12 protein-coding genes are annotated in these 15,091 nt (G+C 67.1%); 5 read left to right on the top strand and 7 right to left on the bottom strand.

Translation table 11 applies throughout. The features are described 5' to 3' along the window. The first annotated feature begins 19 nt into the window (after positions 1 to 19). The 3 genes from AB3X98_RS16850 (at position 20) to AB3X98_RS16860 (ending at position 2,605) form a co-directional block, all read left to right on the top strand. Positions 20 to 1,063 carry a D-cysteine desulfhydrase family protein gene (locus AB3X98_RS16850; RefSeq protein WP_368610286.1) on the top strand — a complete coding sequence of 348 codons (1,044 nt, stop codon included), beginning with the start codon at positions 20 to 22 and terminating at the stop codon, positions 1,061 to 1,063. A 54-nt stretch (positions 1,064 to 1,117) separates the two neighbouring features. Continuing rightward, positions 1,118 to 1,504, top strand: a complete 387-nt coding sequence (locus tag AB3X98_RS16855) for an SgcJ/EcaC family oxidoreductase (protein WP_368602129.1) — start codon at positions 1,118 to 1,120, stop codon at positions 1,502 to 1,504. 246 nt (positions 1,505 to 1,750) lie between these two features. Further along, entirely contained in the window at positions 1,751 to 2,605 is an 855-nt protein-coding gene (locus tag AB3X98_RS16860; RefSeq protein ID WP_368602128.1) for an alpha/beta fold hydrolase, read from the top strand. 133 nt (positions 2,606 to 2,738) lie between these two features. On the opposite strand, the gene AB3X98_RS16865 is transcribed toward AB3X98_RS16860, so the two are convergent. From AB3X98_RS16865 to AB3X98_RS16895, 7 genes are all read right to left on the bottom strand, one after another. After that, entirely contained in the window at positions 2,739 to 2,876 is a 138-nt protein-coding gene (locus tag AB3X98_RS16865; protein ID WP_368602127.1) for a hypothetical protein, read from the bottom strand. Between the two features lie 24 nt (positions 2,877 to 2,900). After that, complete coding sequence (locus AB3X98_RS16870) at positions 2,901 to 3,611, bottom strand: YceH family protein (RefSeq protein ID WP_069266884.1); 711 nt, start codon at positions 3,609 to 3,611, stop codon at positions 2,901 to 2,903. A gap of 95 nt (positions 3,612 to 3,706) precedes the next feature. Beyond that, a complete protein-coding gene (locus tag AB3X98_RS16875; RefSeq protein ID WP_368602126.1) occupies positions 3,707 to 6,502 on the bottom strand; it encodes an Hsp70 family protein in 2,796 nt (931 codons plus the stop codon). Between the two features lie 5 nt (positions 6,503 to 6,507). Continuing rightward, positions 6,508 to 8,352, bottom strand: coding sequence for an Hsp70 family protein (locus AB3X98_RS16880; protein ID WP_368602125.1), 1,845 nt, complete (start codon positions 8,350 to 8,352; stop codon positions 6,508 to 6,510). Next, positions 8,349 to 8,939: a DUF2760 domain-containing protein gene (locus AB3X98_RS16885; protein ID WP_368602124.1), complete on the bottom strand. Its 591-nt coding sequence runs from the start codon at positions 8,937 to 8,939 to the stop codon at positions 8,349 to 8,351. The genes AB3X98_RS16880 and AB3X98_RS16885 overlap by 4 nt, the downstream gene beginning before the upstream one ends. 390 nt (positions 8,940 to 9,329) lie before the next feature. Continuing rightward, positions 9,330 to 9,839: a DUF1269 domain-containing protein gene (locus AB3X98_RS16890; RefSeq protein WP_368602123.1), complete on the bottom strand. Its 510-nt coding sequence runs from the start codon at positions 9,837 to 9,839 to the stop codon at positions 9,330 to 9,332. A gap of 150 nt (positions 9,840 to 9,989) precedes the next feature. Next, positions 9,990 to 11,909 (bottom strand): potassium transporter Kup, encoded by a 1,920-nt coding sequence (locus tag AB3X98_RS16895; RefSeq protein ID WP_368602122.1) that lies wholly within the window; start codon positions 11,907 to 11,909, stop codon positions 9,990 to 9,992. Positions 11,910 to 12,169: 260 nt separating this feature from the next. Here AB3X98_RS16895 and AB3X98_RS16900 point away from each other — a divergent pair, with 260 nt between their 5' ends. Both AB3X98_RS16900 and AB3X98_RS16905 read left to right on the top strand, forming a co-directional pair. After that, the gene (locus tag AB3X98_RS16900; protein ID WP_069266767.1) at positions 12,170 to 13,279 is read left to right on the top strand and encodes a purine nucleoside permease; all 1,110 of its coding nucleotides are present in this window, start codon (positions 12,170 to 12,172) and stop codon (positions 13,277 to 13,279) included. A gap of 376 nt (positions 13,280 to 13,655) precedes the next feature. Further along, positions 13,656 to 14,960 (top strand): NAD(P)/FAD-dependent oxidoreductase, encoded by a 1,305-nt coding sequence (locus AB3X98_RS16905; protein ID WP_368602121.1) that lies wholly within the window; start codon positions 13,656 to 13,658, stop codon positions 14,958 to 14,960. Positions 14,961 to 15,091 lie beyond the last annotated feature (131 nt).

Consider the following 15,091-nt stretch of genomic DNA (forward strand, 5'->3'; position numbering starts at 1 on the left):
GCGAAACAGCGAGAGCCCGATGACTACCGTAACGAATGCCACGACGCATGCCGCGTCCCCCTATCAGCTCGATCTTTCGCGGCATGCTCGCCGCGCACTGCTGGAAGGACCCACGCCGATCCAGCCCTTGCCGCGGCTAAGCCACGAACTTGGGGGCGTCAATGTCTATGTCAAGCGCGACGATCTGACTGGCCTCGGCGGTGGCGGCAACAAGCTGCGCAAGCTGGAGTTCCTGATGGGCGAAGCGCTGGCTGCGGGCGCGGACACCATCGTCACTGTGGGCGCGCGCCAGTCGAACCATGCGCGCTTGACGGCGGCTGCGGCGGCGCAAGCGGGCCTGCAGTGCGAACTCGTGCTCACGCGGGCCGTGCCGCGCGCGGATTTCGAGTATCTGGAGAACGGCAACATCCTGCTCGACGACCTGCTCGGCGCACGCGTGCACGACCTGCCCGGCACGGCCAACGCACTGGAGTTCGCCCAGGCCCGCGCCGACGAGCTGCGCGCCCAGGGCCGCAAGGTCTACGTGTGCCCGCTGGGCGGATCGAGCCCGGTCGGATGTCTGGGGTACGCGGCGTGCGCCGCGGAAATCATGACGCAGGCCCATGCACAGGGTTTGAGCTTCGCACGCGTCGTCGTGCCGAACGGCAGCGGCGGCATGCACGCAGGGCTCGCCGCCGGCTTCGCGGCCTTGGGCATCGACCCGAGCCTCGTGCTTGCGTACACCGTGCTGGCGAAGGCCGGGCAGGCCCACGCCGCAACGTTCGAAAAGGCCGGCAAGACGCTCGAGCTGATCGATCAGGCGCGGCGCATCGAGGGCCGCTCGATCGTGATCGACGAAGCCCAGCTCGGCGAAGGCTACGGCATTCCAACCGACGCGATGCGCGAGGCCGTGCGTCTCGTCGCTTCGAAAGAAGGCCTGCTGATCGACCCCGTGTACGGCGGCAAGGCGTTCGCGGGTCTCGTGCACGCCGCGCGATCGGGGCGCCTTGCACGCGGCGAGAACGTCCTCTTCGTCATGACTGGCGGCTTGCCGGGCTTGTTTGCTTATCGCAGTGCATTCTGATGCGTCGCGCGCCGCATTCTAGAATCGTCGAACTGAACGACGAGGGAGTCCACGATGACCGATGACGAACGTGCCATTCGAGAGCTGGTGCAAACCTGGATGGAGGCCAGCCGCGCCGGCGACACGGCCAAAGTCCTGAGCCTGACGACCGACGACGTGGTGTTCACGGTGCCCGGCCAGGAGCCGTTCGGCAAGGCCGAGTTCGCGGCGGCCTCGCAAGCGCAGCAAGACATGCGCATAGAGGGCACGGCTGAGATCGTGGAACTGCAGGTGCTGGGCGATTGGGCCTTTCTGCGCAATCGCATCGATATAACCATTACGCCGCCGGGCGCGCCCCAGCCCATACGCCGTGCAGGCTACACGCTCACGCTGGTGCGCAAGGACGCGAGCGGACGCTGGCTGCTCGCGCGTGACGCCAATCTCGTGGCGCCTAAGGCGTAAATTCCCCGCCGCGAACGCGGTCGGCGCCGCTACAAACCACGATCCTGCCGCCGCGCTCCAGGCCGCGGGCGGCGCGGGCGCACCCGCTTGCTTTCACCGCTGAAAGAGAACAGCCCCGCGCGACGGGCCTCGCAGCGTTACGTCCCTTTTTCGAATCAGAAAAGCTTATCGATTCCTTCAGTTTATTGAGTTTCCCTTAATCGTTCGGTTGCGGCAAAGTGACGCTCATACGCTCGGAGCCACTCCTTGAACCAACGCATCGATCCCTCCCTACTTGCTGTGCCCGACCTGTCGTACGCGACGTTGCACTCGGGCATTGCCCTGCCGTTCCTGGAGCGCGGCGATGGCGAGCCGCTGCTGTTCGTCCACGGATCGCTCTGCGATTACCGCTACTGGATGCCGCAGTTCAACGGCCTGTCGGAGCATTTTCGCTGCATCGCGCCGAGCCTGAGCCATTACTGGCCCGCGGCCGACGCCTGTATCCAGGGCGATTTCGGCTGGGAGAGCCACGTCACCGAGTTGGCCGATTTCATCGCCGCGCTGGGTCTCGAATCGGTGCACCTCGTGGGACATTCGCGTGGCGGCTGTGTGGCGTGGCATCTGGCGCGCCGCTATCCGCGCCTCGTGCGCACGCTGGTGCTCGCCGACCCGGGCGGCCCGCTCTCGCGCGTGGACGACGACGAAGCCGCGCTGCCCCCTGCCACCAACGCACTGCGCACGCGCGCGGCCGACCTCATCCATGCCGGCGAAGTCGAAGCGGGGCTCGAGTTGTTCGTCGACTCCGTGAGCGTGCCGGGCGCGTGGAAGAAAGGCTCGGCGGCGTTTCGCCAGATGGCCATCGCCAACGCCACGACACTGCCCAAGCAGTTGCAGGACCCGCTGCCGCCGTATGCGCCGCGCGCCGCGGGCGAGATCAAGTGCCGCACACTGCTGATCGACGGCCAGCGCAGCCCGCTCATGTTCCGCAACAACGTCGAAGCGCTGGACGAGTGGATCGAGTTCGCGCGCCGCGTCACGATCAAGGGCGCCACGCACGGCATGAACGGCACGCACCCCGACCTCTTCAACACCCACGTCCATACCTTCATCACGCAAGGCTGAGACTTCAGTCACGGCCCGGTTGATAGGTCGCCTGTGGTCGAGGCGACTCAACCGTTGGCCGCAATTCCAGCCGCACCGGCATGCGATTCGGCACCATCGCGAACGCCGTGTTTTCCTCGATCATCGAAGGTTCCTACGCCCACTGTTCGAGCACACGATGCAGTTTGGGCGCATTCAGCTGATGCAGATTGCCGATGAGCGGCAAGCCGCGCGGGCATGGCAGGTCGCGCACCTGGCGCAGGCGCTGGGCGGAGGATGCGGCGGCGTCCATGGCGCGACGGCGGCGTGAAGGCGCTCAGTCGAGCGACATGCCCAGCTCGGCGGCCATGCGAGCGACGAGCGTTTGCAGGCGCGCGACTTCATCGGCGAGACGCTGCTGTTCGGCGCGTACTGCTTCGAAGTCCGCGAGCGAAACGCTCTCGCCGGCTTCTTCGCGCGCCCCGGGAGCGATGGTCCCCGCGGCGACGAAACTTGCCGTGTTGACCTCGCCGCACATCAGATGCATCCAGCGGCTTTCGCGCTCGCCCGGCGCGCGCGGCAGCTTCACGACGAGCGGCGGCTCGCGTTCGGCCAATTCTTCGAGGAAGCCTTCGACCGAAGAGACGTCGGCGAACCCGTGCAGGCGCGACGAGTTCAGGCGCAATTCCGCGGCCGTCTGTGCGCCGCGCAGCAGCAGCACCGTCAGGAGCGCAACGGCCTGGCTCGGCACGCCGAGCACGCGGTTCAGATTGTGCTCGAAGCGCGGCACGCGGCTGCTGCTGCCTTCGAACACCAGGCTCAACAGCTTGAGGTCTTCGATGGCGGCCAGCACTTCGGCTTCGCTCACGTTCATGACCGGCGTGCGCGCGGTCTTCTGGTTGCAGCCGAGCGTGAGTGCGTTGAGCGAGAGCGGATAGGTGTCGGGCACCGTGTGCTGCTTTTCGACCAGCACGCCGACGATACGCGCCTCGATCGGCGAGAGCGCGCGCAATGCGCGCGGCGAGGAAGCATCGGCAGGAGAATTCATGGGCAGATCAGTCCGCTGTGTTTCTGTTGGAATCAGGCGTTCGATCATACGCGCGCCGGGCTTCCTGCAGAAGTCACGCATCGCTCAGTCCACGCTCAGCCCGCGATCAGCTTCAGCCCCGCCGGCAGCGCCTCGCCGAACACCCGGCCCGTGTCGGCCGTATCGAGCGCGACGACTTCGCGCACCATCGTGACCCACGTGGGCGGCGCGTTCGCCGACTCCATCCGGCGCACCACGGTCTCGCGCAGCTCGGGGGGCAGGTCGCGCGAACGGTCGCCCGTCATGCGCGCGATTTGCGCGGCGGCGAACATCGCCGGTTCGATCTTCTTCCAGTCGAGCGCGAGAATCGCATCGAGCCAAAGCGCTGCGGTGTGCGGCGGCACCACGCCGTGCGCGCTGCCGTAGAACGGCTGGCGCGCGCCGATGCGGCCCACGGCCCACCACGTCTGATGATTCTCGGTAGGCTTCTGGAGCCGCTGCAACAGCCGCTCGCCGATCTCGATCTTGCGCTCGGCCGCAATCTGCTCGAGCGAGGCATAGAGCCGGATCATGTCCGGCACGCCCAGCTTCGCGGCGTCGAAGGGCAGCTTGTGGCGCTTCGCGCCAGCCGCCTCTTCGAGGTACGTCATCGCCGCCAGCACCTCGTCCTGCTGCGCCTCGTTCAGGCCGCCCGCCGCGCGCCGCCAGAGCGTCCACCACTCCGACCACACCTGGCCTTCGCCCACGAACTGGATGCCGTCGTCGAAGAGCGACCAGAGCTGCTCGACGCGCCATTCGTCCAGCGGATAGCCGAAGCCCGGACGCAGACAGAAGCCGGCGAGATTGAGCCACAGGCGTTCGTGATCGGCGGAGCGCCGCCGCTTGCCCGCGCGTTCCCAGAGCGCGCCGAACAGCTCGCGCAGCAGCGGTCCGTCCCAGTTCTGGCGCGGCCCGAGCCGCTCCTCGAGATGCGCGCGCAAGCGCTTCACTTCCTTCGGGTCGACCTTGGCGGAACGCGCGCCGAACACGCGCTCGATCGCCTCGATCGCTTCGTCGAGGCCCGCATGGCGCGACTCGCCGCTTGCCGCGCCTGCACCGCCCTCGTGCTCCGCGCGGCGCAGCGCAAATTCGAGCAGCCAGCGCTGCGAGGCGTCATCGGTGGCGATGCAGTGCATCTCCAGGGTACCGACTTCGGTGAGCGCGGTCGTGAGCTTGACGGGGCGCTCGCGCGCCGTCTTTGCATTGCCGCCCGCGGGCACCACGGTTGCGAGCGGCGGCAGGCGCACGAAGTCGGCCGCCGCGAGGTCGGCCAGCTCGCCGGGTTGCCACGCGGTGTCGGCCACCGTCGATGCAAGGTGGAACTGCACCGGCTGGCCCAGTTGCAATGCGAACGTGCGGTCGTCCAGATGCAGCTCGTGGCCTTCCTCCGTGCCGCGTGGCAGGACGCACACGCCACGCGGCGCGGCATCGGCTCCCGCGCCTTCATCGAGAACGAGAAAGTAACTGCGCGGCGAGCCGCCGCCGATACGAGGCGCGTTGCCTGCCCTCGCAAGCGCATAGGCGACCGCGCCGCGCGCAACGGCCACGTCGGGCTGATCGTTCTGCAGCACGTTGAGTGGCTCGCCGCGCCACGTGCCGAGCGTATCGGCCAGACGCTGCGCAAGCGAGCGGGCGCGGAACACGCCGCCGTTGAGCAGCAGCGCGTCGGGCATGGGCAGCGCGGCTTCCGGTTCACCGGCAGCGCCAGACAAACCCAGCGCCTCGCGCGACTGCGCCGCGAAGCGCTGCAAGAACGCAGCGATATGACGCGTGATGCCGGGATCGGCGGCATAGGGCAAGCCGAACTCGACGATCGCCGCGCGCGAGCGGCGCGGCAGGTCGCCGGCAGTGCCCATGGGGAAGAAGCCGTCCACCACGATCTGCGCGACCTCCTCGCGGCCAAGCTGCGTGGTGCGCGCGCCGCCCACGAGACGCGCGCCGGCACCGAGCAGCGTGATCGGCACGGACTCGGGCGCGCTCGTGTCGAGCAACTGCTCCTTCGCGACGCGGCAGCGTTCCACGAGCTGCGAAAGGCTCGCCGCGCTCAACCGCGTTTGCGCGTTCGCGAGCCGGCTTTCGGCCAGATGCGCGAGCGCGAGATCCATGTTGTCGCCGCCGAGCATCAGATGATTGCCCACGCCAATGCGTGTGAGCTGCGGCTCGCCGGCGTCGAACTGCACCTTGATGAGCGTGAGGTCGGTCGTGCCGCCGCCCACGTCGCACACGAGCACGAGGCGCGACGCGCCCAGCTCCGCATCGAGCGTCGCGCGATGGTGATACAGCCAGTCGTAGAACGCGGCCTGCGGTTCTTCGAGCAGACGCAGCGCGGGCAATTGCGCCATGCGCGCCGCTTCGAGCGTGAGCGCACGCGCGCCGTCGTCGAACGAGGCGGGCACGGTGAGCACCACGTCCTGATCTTCGAGCGGCGCATGCGGGAAACGATGGTTCCACGCGGCGCGCACGTGCGCGAGATAGCTCGCGCTCGCGGTCACCGGCGAAATCTTGGCGACGTCGTCGGGCGCGCCCCACGGCAGGATCGGCGCGAGGCGGTCCACCGCGGCGTGCGAGAGCCAGCTTTTCGCGCTCGCTACGAGCCGGCCCGGCACCTGCGCGCCGAGCGTGCGCGCGAGGCGGCCGATGACGGCATCGTCGCCGGGCGTAGGTGCGCGCCACGGCAAACGCAAATCGCCCGCCGCAAGCTCGCCTGCCGCCGGGTGATAGCGCGCGGAAGGCAGCATCTTTTCCGCGCCCACTTCCCCGAGGCCGGTGAGCTGCTCGACGTCGAACACGCGGATGGCGTCGCCGCCAGCCTCCACGTACGCCACGACCGTATTGCTCGTCCCCAGGTCGATGCCGACGACGTATTGCTTCATCGGGCTCAGTCGCCTGCTCCGCCACGCACGTCGAACTCGACCTTCCAGCGCTCGTTCGTGCCGCTCGGCATGGCTTCGAGCTCCAGCGTGCCCGCCTCCGTCACGCGCGCGTGCAGCTTCACGGGCACGACTTCGCCGGGCGTGCGGCCTTCGGTCGGCAGCGTGGCCTGGATTTCCTCCAGCTCCTGCAATTCTTCGGGCGACCAGTAGTCGAGCATCGTGCCGACCTGATCCAGGCGCCGCACCGAAGAGCCGAAGAAACGGAAGTGCACCGGCTCGCCTACCACGAGGCCGAACTCCTGCGGCGGCAGCGCAGCCTCGGTGCCCTCTTCCATGCCGAACGGCGCGACGCAGAGCGCCGACACCGGCGGCTCGAGCCCCGGCACCGCCGGCATGGCCGATTCGACGGCCACGTAATACGCGCGCGCCGTGCCGCCGCGAATGCGCACGCCCTTGCCGCGCTTCACGTAGCCGTAATAGGCCGCGCCGCGCGCCACCGCGAGGTCGAGATCGGCACCGCCGAGCAGACGCGCGGGGGCAGCACCCTCGGCCGCGAGCCAGCCGTTGAGGATATCGAGCACGCGTTGCGAGAGCAGCGCCGACTTGAACACGCCGCCGTTGAACAGGACCGCCGTGGGATGCAGGAAGCTCGCGCCTGCGGGCGGCGCGCCAAAGCCTTCGAGTTCCGCGAGCGCCTGCACCTGGCGGCCGAGGAAGGCCGCGAGATGGCGCGTAACGCCCGCGTCCTGCGCATACGGCAGGCCAAGCTGCGTGAGACCCACGCGCGTGCGCACGGCGGGACGCGTGGCGGCGTCCACCTGCGGGAAGAAGCCTTCGAGAATGATCTGCGTGAGTTCGGTGCGCGTGAGTTCCGTGCGGATCGAACCGCCGATCAGCTTCGAACCGCGGCTCGGCACGACGATCGGTACCGTATCGACGGAGGCGTCGCTCAGCAGCGTTTCCTTGGCCGACCGGCACGCATAGGTCAGCGCGCGCAGCTGCCACGGATCGGCCTGCGTGCCCTGGGACGCGAGCTTGCGCGCGACGACGTGCGCGAGTGCGAGGTCCATGTTGTCGCCGCCGAGCAGAATGTGCTCGCCCACGGCCACGCGGTGCAGTTCGAGATTGCCTTCGCGCTCGACCACGGCGATCAGCGAAAGGTCAGTCGTGCCGCCGCCCACGTCCACGACGAGGATGATGTCGCCGACCTTTACTTTCTTGCGCCATGCGCCGCCGCTTTTCTGGATCCAGCTATAGAGCGCCGCCTGGGGCTCTTCCAGCAGCGTCATGTTGGCGTAGCCCGCCGCTTGCGCCGCCTCGGCCGTCAGCTCGCGCGCGGCAGGGTCGAACGAGGCGGGAATCGTGACGGTGATCTCCTGCTCGCCGAACGGCGCTTCCGGATGTGCGTGATCCCAGGCCTCGCGCAGGTGCGTGAGGTAGCGCACCGAGCTTTCGAGCGGCGACACGCGCGTGACTTCGGGCGGCGCGTCGTTGGGCAGAATGGCCGCACGGCGATCCACGCCGGGGTGGCACAACCAGCTCTTCGCGCTCGAGACGAGGCGGATCGGCGTGCCCGCGCCACGGCTGCGCGCGAGCTCGCCCACGGCGTACTCGCGCGTAGTGGTCCACGGCAGCGTGAGGTCGCCCGGCGTCAGCTCGCCCGCATGCGGCAAGTAGAGAAACGAAGGCAGCAGGTCGGGCGATTCCAGCGTGCCCGGCGCCGTCAGCTGGGTCACGTTCAGCACGCCCTGCTGGGTCTTTTCGCCATCGCTGGCGCTGAGGTCGACGTAGGACAGCGCGCAATGCGTTGTGCCCAGGTCGACGCCAATCGAATAACGCGGATCGCTCACAGCTCCACCTCCGCCGGCGCGATGATGCGCGCGTCATGCGTCTTGACGAGTTGCGGCAGCTTGACCTCCTCGACGCGCCAGCCGCGATGCGTGAGGCTGCCGCTGAACGGCGCCTCCCCCACCACGTTACCGGTGAGCCGCACGGCGGCGGCGTCGAAGCCGGCCGGCAGCGTCACTCGCGAGCCTTCGGACTCGCTGCGCACCGGGCGGATCGAAAAGTGGTCGCGCAGCGTGGCGCGGCAGCCTTCGTGGACGATGCGGGCGGCGGCGCCGATATCCGCATCGGCATAACCGGCAATGTCTTCCTCGACGAAATCGACGAAGCGCGCGTTGCGCTGGAGCAGGCCGAGCAACTGGAGCGCGGCGTCGGGCGTAGCTTCCTTGATGACGGTGGGTGCAGGTGCGGGCGCGGGGGCCGGCTTCGCGACCGGAGCCGCGGCAGGCGCAGGCGCAGCGGCGGCGGCCGCGAACCCGCCTTCGCGCAGACGGCGCACGTTGGCGGCGAGCTCGCCATCGCCAAGGATCGCGAAGAACGATCCCAGCGCGACCGAAAGGCGGCCGAAGAAAGACAGATTCGATTCGGGCATGTAGACGACTCCAATATCGCTTGAGGGCTCGCAGACAAGGCGAGCCGACCTGCCGGGCTCGCAACGAGGCCCGATCGATGCCTTGGAAGGAGGCGGCCGGCAGGGGAAACTCGAGCCCGGCGCGGGCTCAAAACCCGTATTTTGCCTTGTCGCGGGCGTAAGCCGGTCAAAATGCGGATTTGGCGAGGGAATGGCGGGCCCGGCGGCGGGCGCCGGGCGTGGGTGGCGGCCGGGCGGCGCGGCTCAACCTGGGCGGTCAGCGGTTCAGCGCTGCGGCCCTAAAAAAGCGAGACAAGGCTGATGAAATGGTGCGCGAACTGGACGACAAGCGGCGGGGCAAACGCTCAGGCCTGCCCCGTTGCCGTGATTCGCACTCGAGCCCCGGCGCTTTCAGGGGAAGATGGGCGTCGTCGCTTCCGCGCCTTCCACATCGGCGCGCGGAACGTGCTGGGCGATGTTCGCCTCGATCTCCGCTTCGCGCGAGCCGGGCACATCGGCCATGACCAGCAGTTGGCCGTCCTCGATCGGCCCATTAAAGCGCGCGAGCCGGGTATTCGGTTCGTCCACGCCGATCATGCCGGCCACCCACGCGCCGAATATCATGCCCGCGAGGGTCAGCGCGACGACGACCCCGCCCGTGATATCGAAATTCGCGGGCGGAAACATCAGCGCGACGAGACCGACGATGGCGCCGGTCGCCGCGCCGAACATCACGCCGCGCTCCAGCGCATGCACGACGTCGCTGCGCTGCAGCAGCGAGGCCTCGGGCAAGCGCTCGAGCCCCACACTATGATTGGCGAGCACATGGATATGACGCCACGTGATGCGCGCGCGCAGCAGATCGTCGACGATCGCCTGCGCCGTGGTGGTGTCGGGAGCGAGGAAATAGAGGCGTCTCATGATGGCCCTCCTTCGGTCATGCGGCGAGCCGCTTGCAACCGGCTCGCTGCCACATGACCACGATGCGATTCCGATCATCCTACGCCTGAGTTTCCGTCAGCGCGACAGCCTGCCACGCGTTTGCGCTACAACCCAGGCGCGTCGAGCCGCCTAGATCTCGACGCGTGCACCGACCTCGATCACACGATTGGCTGGAAGCTTGAAGAACGCGGCGATATTCCCGACGTTGTGCAGCATCACCGCGAAAAGGCGCTCACGCCAGAGCGACATGCCATGGCCGCGCTTCGGCACCACCACGGCGCGGCTGAGAAACCACGACGTCTCGTCGAGATCGAACGTCAAATCCGCGGACTTGTAGGCGGCGAGCGTGCATGGCAAGTCCACCTCGTCCTTGAATCCGTAATTGACGACGACGCAGTAGCAACCCGGGCATAGCAGTTCGACCATCACGCGCTCGCTCTCGGCCACCCATGGCACGTCCTTCGTTTTCACGCTCAGGAATACTACGCGTTCGTGCAACACCCGGTTGTGCCGCAAGTTGTTGACGAGCGCGTGCGGTACAGCGTCGGCGTTCGGCGTGAGGAAGATCGCCGTGCCGCCCACGCGCACCGGCGAGCTCTCGAGCAGCGTCGCGAGATAAGGCTTGAGGGGCTTCTTGCCGGCGCGCACGCGCGCCTCGGCCGCCATCATTTCCCAGCCCTTGCCCCAGGTCGCCATGACCGTGAACATCAGTGCGCCGATCACGAGCGGGAACCAGCCGCCGTCCACGATCTTGAGCAGGTTGGCCGAGAAGAACATGGCGTCGATCACGAAGAAGAACGCCGTGGCGAACACGCACAGCAGCCAGTTGTAGTGCCACGCGTAACGCACGACGAAGAACGTGAGGAATGTCGTGATAAGCATGGTGCCTGTCACGGCGATGCCGTAAGCGGAGCCGAGCGCCGTCGACGAACGGAAGCCCACCACCGCCGCGACCACGGCGACGAGCAGGATCCAGTTGATGCCGGGCACGTAGATCTGCCCGATTTCGCGCTCCGAGGTGTGCACGATATTCATGCGCGGCAGGAAGGAGAGTTGCATGGCCTGCATCGCCATGGAATACGTGCCCGAAATCACCGCCTGCGAAGCGATGACGGTGGCGACGGTCGCAAGCACGATCATCGGCACGATCGACCATTGCGGGAAGAGTCGGTAGAACGGGTTTTGCACTGCGCCTGGGTTGGCCAGCAGCAGCGCGCCCTGCCCGAGGTAATTGAGCGCGAGCGCGGGAAACACCAGGCCGAACCACGTGAGGCGAATAGGCTGCTTGCCGAAGTGGCCCATGTCGGCATAGAGCGCTTCGGCGCCCGTGAGCGAGAGCACGACCGCGCCTAGCGCGACGAAGGCGAGCCAGCGGTGATGCAGGCAAAACGCGATGCCCTCGCGCGGATCGAGCGCGAACAGCACGGCCGGCGCGGAGGCGATGTTGGCCACACCCGCCGCAGCGATCACGATGAACCACAGCACCATCACCGGACCGAACACGGCGCCGATGCCACCCGTGCCGTGCTTTTGCGTGACGAACAGCACGATGATCGCCGTAAGCGTCACCGGAATCACGTAGGTCTTGAGCCCGGGTTCGGCCACTTCGAGGCCTTCTACGGCGCTCAGCACCGAGATGGCCGGCGTGATCACGCTGTCACCGAAGAAGAGCGCCGCGCCCATCACGCCGATCACGAGCAGCGTGGCACGCAGATGCGGCCGTGACGCCACCGAGGAAGCCGCGAGTGCGAGCAGCGCCATGATGCCGCCCTCGCCGTGATTGTTCGCGCGCAGGATGAGCGCGACGTACTTGAGCGAAACGACGATCATGAGCGACCAGAAAATCAGCGAGACGATACCTACGATGTTGAAAGCATTGACGGCAAGGCCGTTGCCGGGATCGAACACGGTGGCGAGCGTGTAGAGCGGGCTCGTGCCGATGTCGCCGTAGACCACGCCGAGCGCGGCCAGCGCGAGCGCGGGAAGCGCCGGACGATGCGGGCCGGAGTCGCCAAGGTGCCCGTGCGCCGCGGATGCGGATTGTCCCATGTCTCCCTCCTGATGCTGCCGCATGCGGGCCGGGGGCCGCGCGGCCTTGTCGCTTCGTGTTGGCGAGGCTGCCTCGTTGGGCGCGTTAGTCGAAGTATAGGAACTTGGCGCGAAAATGCGCTTTGCGTGGCGCACAAGGGCAACAGCGCCGTGCGAGGCGCCGCGTCTTCGCAAAACTGTCATAGTCGAGCGTATTTTCCTGAACATTCGCCCGATCAATCGTGCCGCCTGTTACGCGTATAAGGAAAAGGAGTTGCGCAATGCGAACCCGCCTCACGTTCCTCTGCGCCGCGCTGGCGCTCGCTGCCTGTGCATCGCAGCCACGTCCAGGGCAACAGAACACCGGAACGCTTTCTGCGCAACCCGCGGCCTTCGCACAAGCGGGCGCCGCCGCACACGGACGCCCGGTGAAAGTCATGATCGTGACGATGTTCGCACCCGAAGCGAAGACATGGCTCGAGCGCCTCGGTCCCTGGGAGTCCGTGACAATCGCGGGCCTCTCGCCCGACTATCCCGCTGTGCAATGCAACGCCGACGATGTCTGCGTGATGACGACCGGCATGGGCCATGCGAATGCCGCCGCTTCGATGATGGCCCTCGCCTTCGCGCCGCAGTTTGACCTGCGCAAGACCTACTTCCTCATCGCGGGCATTGCGGGCGTGAACCCCGGGCACGGCACGATCGGCTCGGCGGCCTGGTCGGACTGGCTCGTCGATTTCGGCCTGCAGTGGGAGATCGACGGCGACGGCCGCCCGCGCGGCTGGCGCACCGGCTATCTCGGCATCAATACGAAAGGCCCTGACGACAAGCCCGCGCTCGATTACCGCACCGAAGTGTTCCACTTGAATCCGAGGCTCACCTCGGCCGCCTGGGCGATCTCGCGCGACGTGACGCTCGCCGATAGCGCGCAGGCCCAGGCCGCGCGCGCGAAATATGCTTACGCTCCCGCGAACCGGCCGCCTACGGTGATCCGCTGCGATTCGGTCGCCGACGATACCTGGTGGTCAGGCAAGGCGCTCGGCGCGAGGGCGAGCGAGTTCACGCGCCAGTTGACGGGCGGCCAAGGCGTGTACTGCATGACGCAGCAGGAGGACAACGCCACGTTCGAAGCACTGAGCCGCGCGGCGCGTGCGCAACGCGTGGACCTCGATCGTGTGGCCGTGCTGCGCGCGGGCTCGGACTTCGATCGTCCGTATGCAGGAGAATCGAACGCGGCGAATCTGCTTAACTATGCGAGCCAGGGCGGCTTCGCCATCGCGTTGGAAAATCTCTATCGCGCGGGACATCCTCTCGTTCAGACCATCGTCGCGCACTGGAGCGCATGGCAGGATGGCATTCCTGCAAATACGTCCGCAGCGCCGCCGCGCTAGCCACAACCACGCGCTGCCCCGCTTTGCCTCGTTACACCGAAGTATCCTTGTGAGGAATACAGACGATCGATGCGTGCCGCTATCCGGCATGCATCGCCAATTCGCAAAGCAATTACAGCGCACGATCGTTCATACGCATTGCGCATCGGAATGTGGGATTTCCGCTACTGAAATCCTCCTTTGACCGGATAGCTTTATCGCGGCATCTATGCCAGATTAGGTTTCACTCCTTTCGAGCGCAGCGCAGGGGTCGCAAAGCGATGCGCCATGATTCCACGGGGGACAGCATGCACGGTTACCTCCCTCAACTTCATGCCGCCACGCACATCATGTTTGCGAGCGTACACGCGTGTGTGCCTTCGCGAGCGCGCGCGTCATGAATACCGCCAGCATCGTCGTGCTTGGCGCGGGGCCAGCGGGCGCAGCCGTTGCGCGTGCGCTCGCGGGGCTCGATTATCGCGTGGAGGTGGTAAGCGACTGGCGCCGCTTCGACGCGGCCGAAGCCTTGTCGGCACGCGCGATCGAAGCGCTGCGCCGTGCGGGCCTGCATCGCGCAGCCAGTTGCGGCGAAGGACCGTGCGTGCGCACCACGCTCTGGAACGGCGCGTTGCAAACGCTCGACGCAGAATTTCTCGTGGACCGGCGCGTGTTCGATGCGGCCCTGCGCGAGGACCTGTGCAGCGCGGGCGTGGACATGATCGAGGCGAACGTGCGCTCGCTGCATTCCTCATCGGCGGGTCACGATCTCATGATCGAAACCGCCGACGGACCGCTCACGCTACGCGCGGACTTTCTGGTCGAAGCGCGCGGGCGCCTCGCGCCGCTGTTGCGCGACGCCACGCGCGGCCCGCAAACCGTGAGCCTGCTGAACGTATGGAAGGGCCGCGGGGGCGCATCAGCCACTGCGGTGGAAAGCCTGCCTGGCGGATGGGCATGGATGGCGCGTCTGGGCGACGGCCGCTGCTACTGGCAATTGACGCTGGACGTCACGAACCCCGAACTGCCGCAGCGCGATGAACTGCTCACATTTTGCGAGCGCATGCGGCATTCGCCGCTTGCCAGCGACTTCTTCGCGGGCGACGCCGCGACCGACGCGCGCCTCTACGCTCGCAGCAGCACTGCCACGCTGTGCGGCCGTACTGGCGGCCACAACTGGCTGCGCGTGGGCGACGCCGCCATGGCCGTCGATCCGCTCGCGGGCAACGGCGTGTTCCAGTCGCTGACCTCCGCGTTGCAGGCGCCCGCGGTGATCCATACGCTACTCGCACGGCCCGAGCGTGCGCCGCTCGCGCTGCGCTTTCATCAGCAGCGCATCGAGCAGTTGTTCATGCGCTTCGCGCGCACCGGGCGCGATGTCTACGCGCTCGAACAGCGGTGGACTACGCAGCCATTCTGGCAAACGCGTGGGGCATGGCCTGACGACCGTCCCGCGCATGTGAGCGCGGATTTCAACGAGTTGAATGTGGGGCGTGCGCCCGTGATTGATGGCGGCATGATTGCCGAAGCGGATGTGGTCGCTAGTCCGGACCAGCCGCTGGGGATCTGGCATCTTTGCGATGCTGCGCTGGCGCCTGTGGTTGAGGCGTTGCGGCGGGAGCCCGCTGAGCAGGTGCTCAAGTCGCTCGATGCCGATCAGGCAAGGATGATTCGGCATTGGCTTGCTATGCAGGATTATCCTTAGCCTTGTTGGTTTTTTCGCCTTTTTCTGTTTTGGCCTTTCCTTGTTTTCGCGTCGGCATGCCGCGAAAACAAGGAAAGGCCAAAGCACTCAGAGCACAAAAAAAAACTCCATCGCACTCCTGCGCAAATCAC

Source organism: Paraburkholderia sp. BR14312 (assembly GCF_040948675.1).
GTDB lineage: Bacteria > Pseudomonadota > Gammaproteobacteria > Burkholderiales > Burkholderiaceae > Paraburkholderia > Paraburkholderia nodosa_A.

What these genes read in the sequence shown, in the direction of transcription:
- AB3X98_RS16850 (WP_368610286.1), top strand. Translation starts at nt 20, where the DNA reads ATGACTACCGTAACGAATGCCACGACGCATGCCGCGTCCCCCTATCAG.
- AB3X98_RS16855 (WP_368602129.1), top strand. Translation starts at nt 1,118, where the DNA reads ATGACCGATGACGAACGTGCCATTCGAGAGCTGGTGCAAACCTGGATG.
- AB3X98_RS16865 (WP_368602127.1), bottom strand. Translation starts at nt 2,876, where the DNA reads ATGGACGCCGCCGCATCCTCCGCCCAGCGCCTGCGCCAGGTGCGCGAC.
- AB3X98_RS16870 (WP_069266884.1), bottom strand. Translation starts at nt 3,611, where the DNA reads ATGAATTCTCCTGCCGATGCTTCCTCGCCGCGCGCATTGCGCGCGCTC.
- AB3X98_RS16875 (WP_368602126.1), bottom strand. Translation starts at nt 6,502, where the DNA reads ATGAAGCAATACGTCGTCGGCATCGACCTGGGGACGAGCAATACGGTC.
- AB3X98_RS16885 (WP_368602124.1), bottom strand. Translation starts at nt 8,939, where the DNA reads ATGCCCGAATCGAATCTGTCTTTCTTCGGCCGCCTTTCGGTCGCGCTG.
- AB3X98_RS16890 (WP_368602123.1), bottom strand. Translation starts at nt 9,839, where the DNA reads ATGAGACGCCTCTATTTCCTCGCTCCCGACACCACCACGGCGCAGGCG.
- AB3X98_RS16895 (WP_368602122.1), bottom strand. Translation starts at nt 11,909, where the DNA reads ATGGGACAATCCGCATCCGCGGCGCACGGGCACCTTGGCGACTCCGGC.
- AB3X98_RS16900 (WP_069266767.1), top strand. Translation starts at nt 12,170, where the DNA reads ATGCGAACCCGCCTCACGTTCCTCTGCGCCGCGCTGGCGCTCGCTGCC.
- AB3X98_RS16905 (WP_368602121.1), top strand. Translation starts at nt 13,656, where the DNA reads ATGAATACCGCCAGCATCGTCGTGCTTGGCGCGGGGCCAGCGGGCGCA.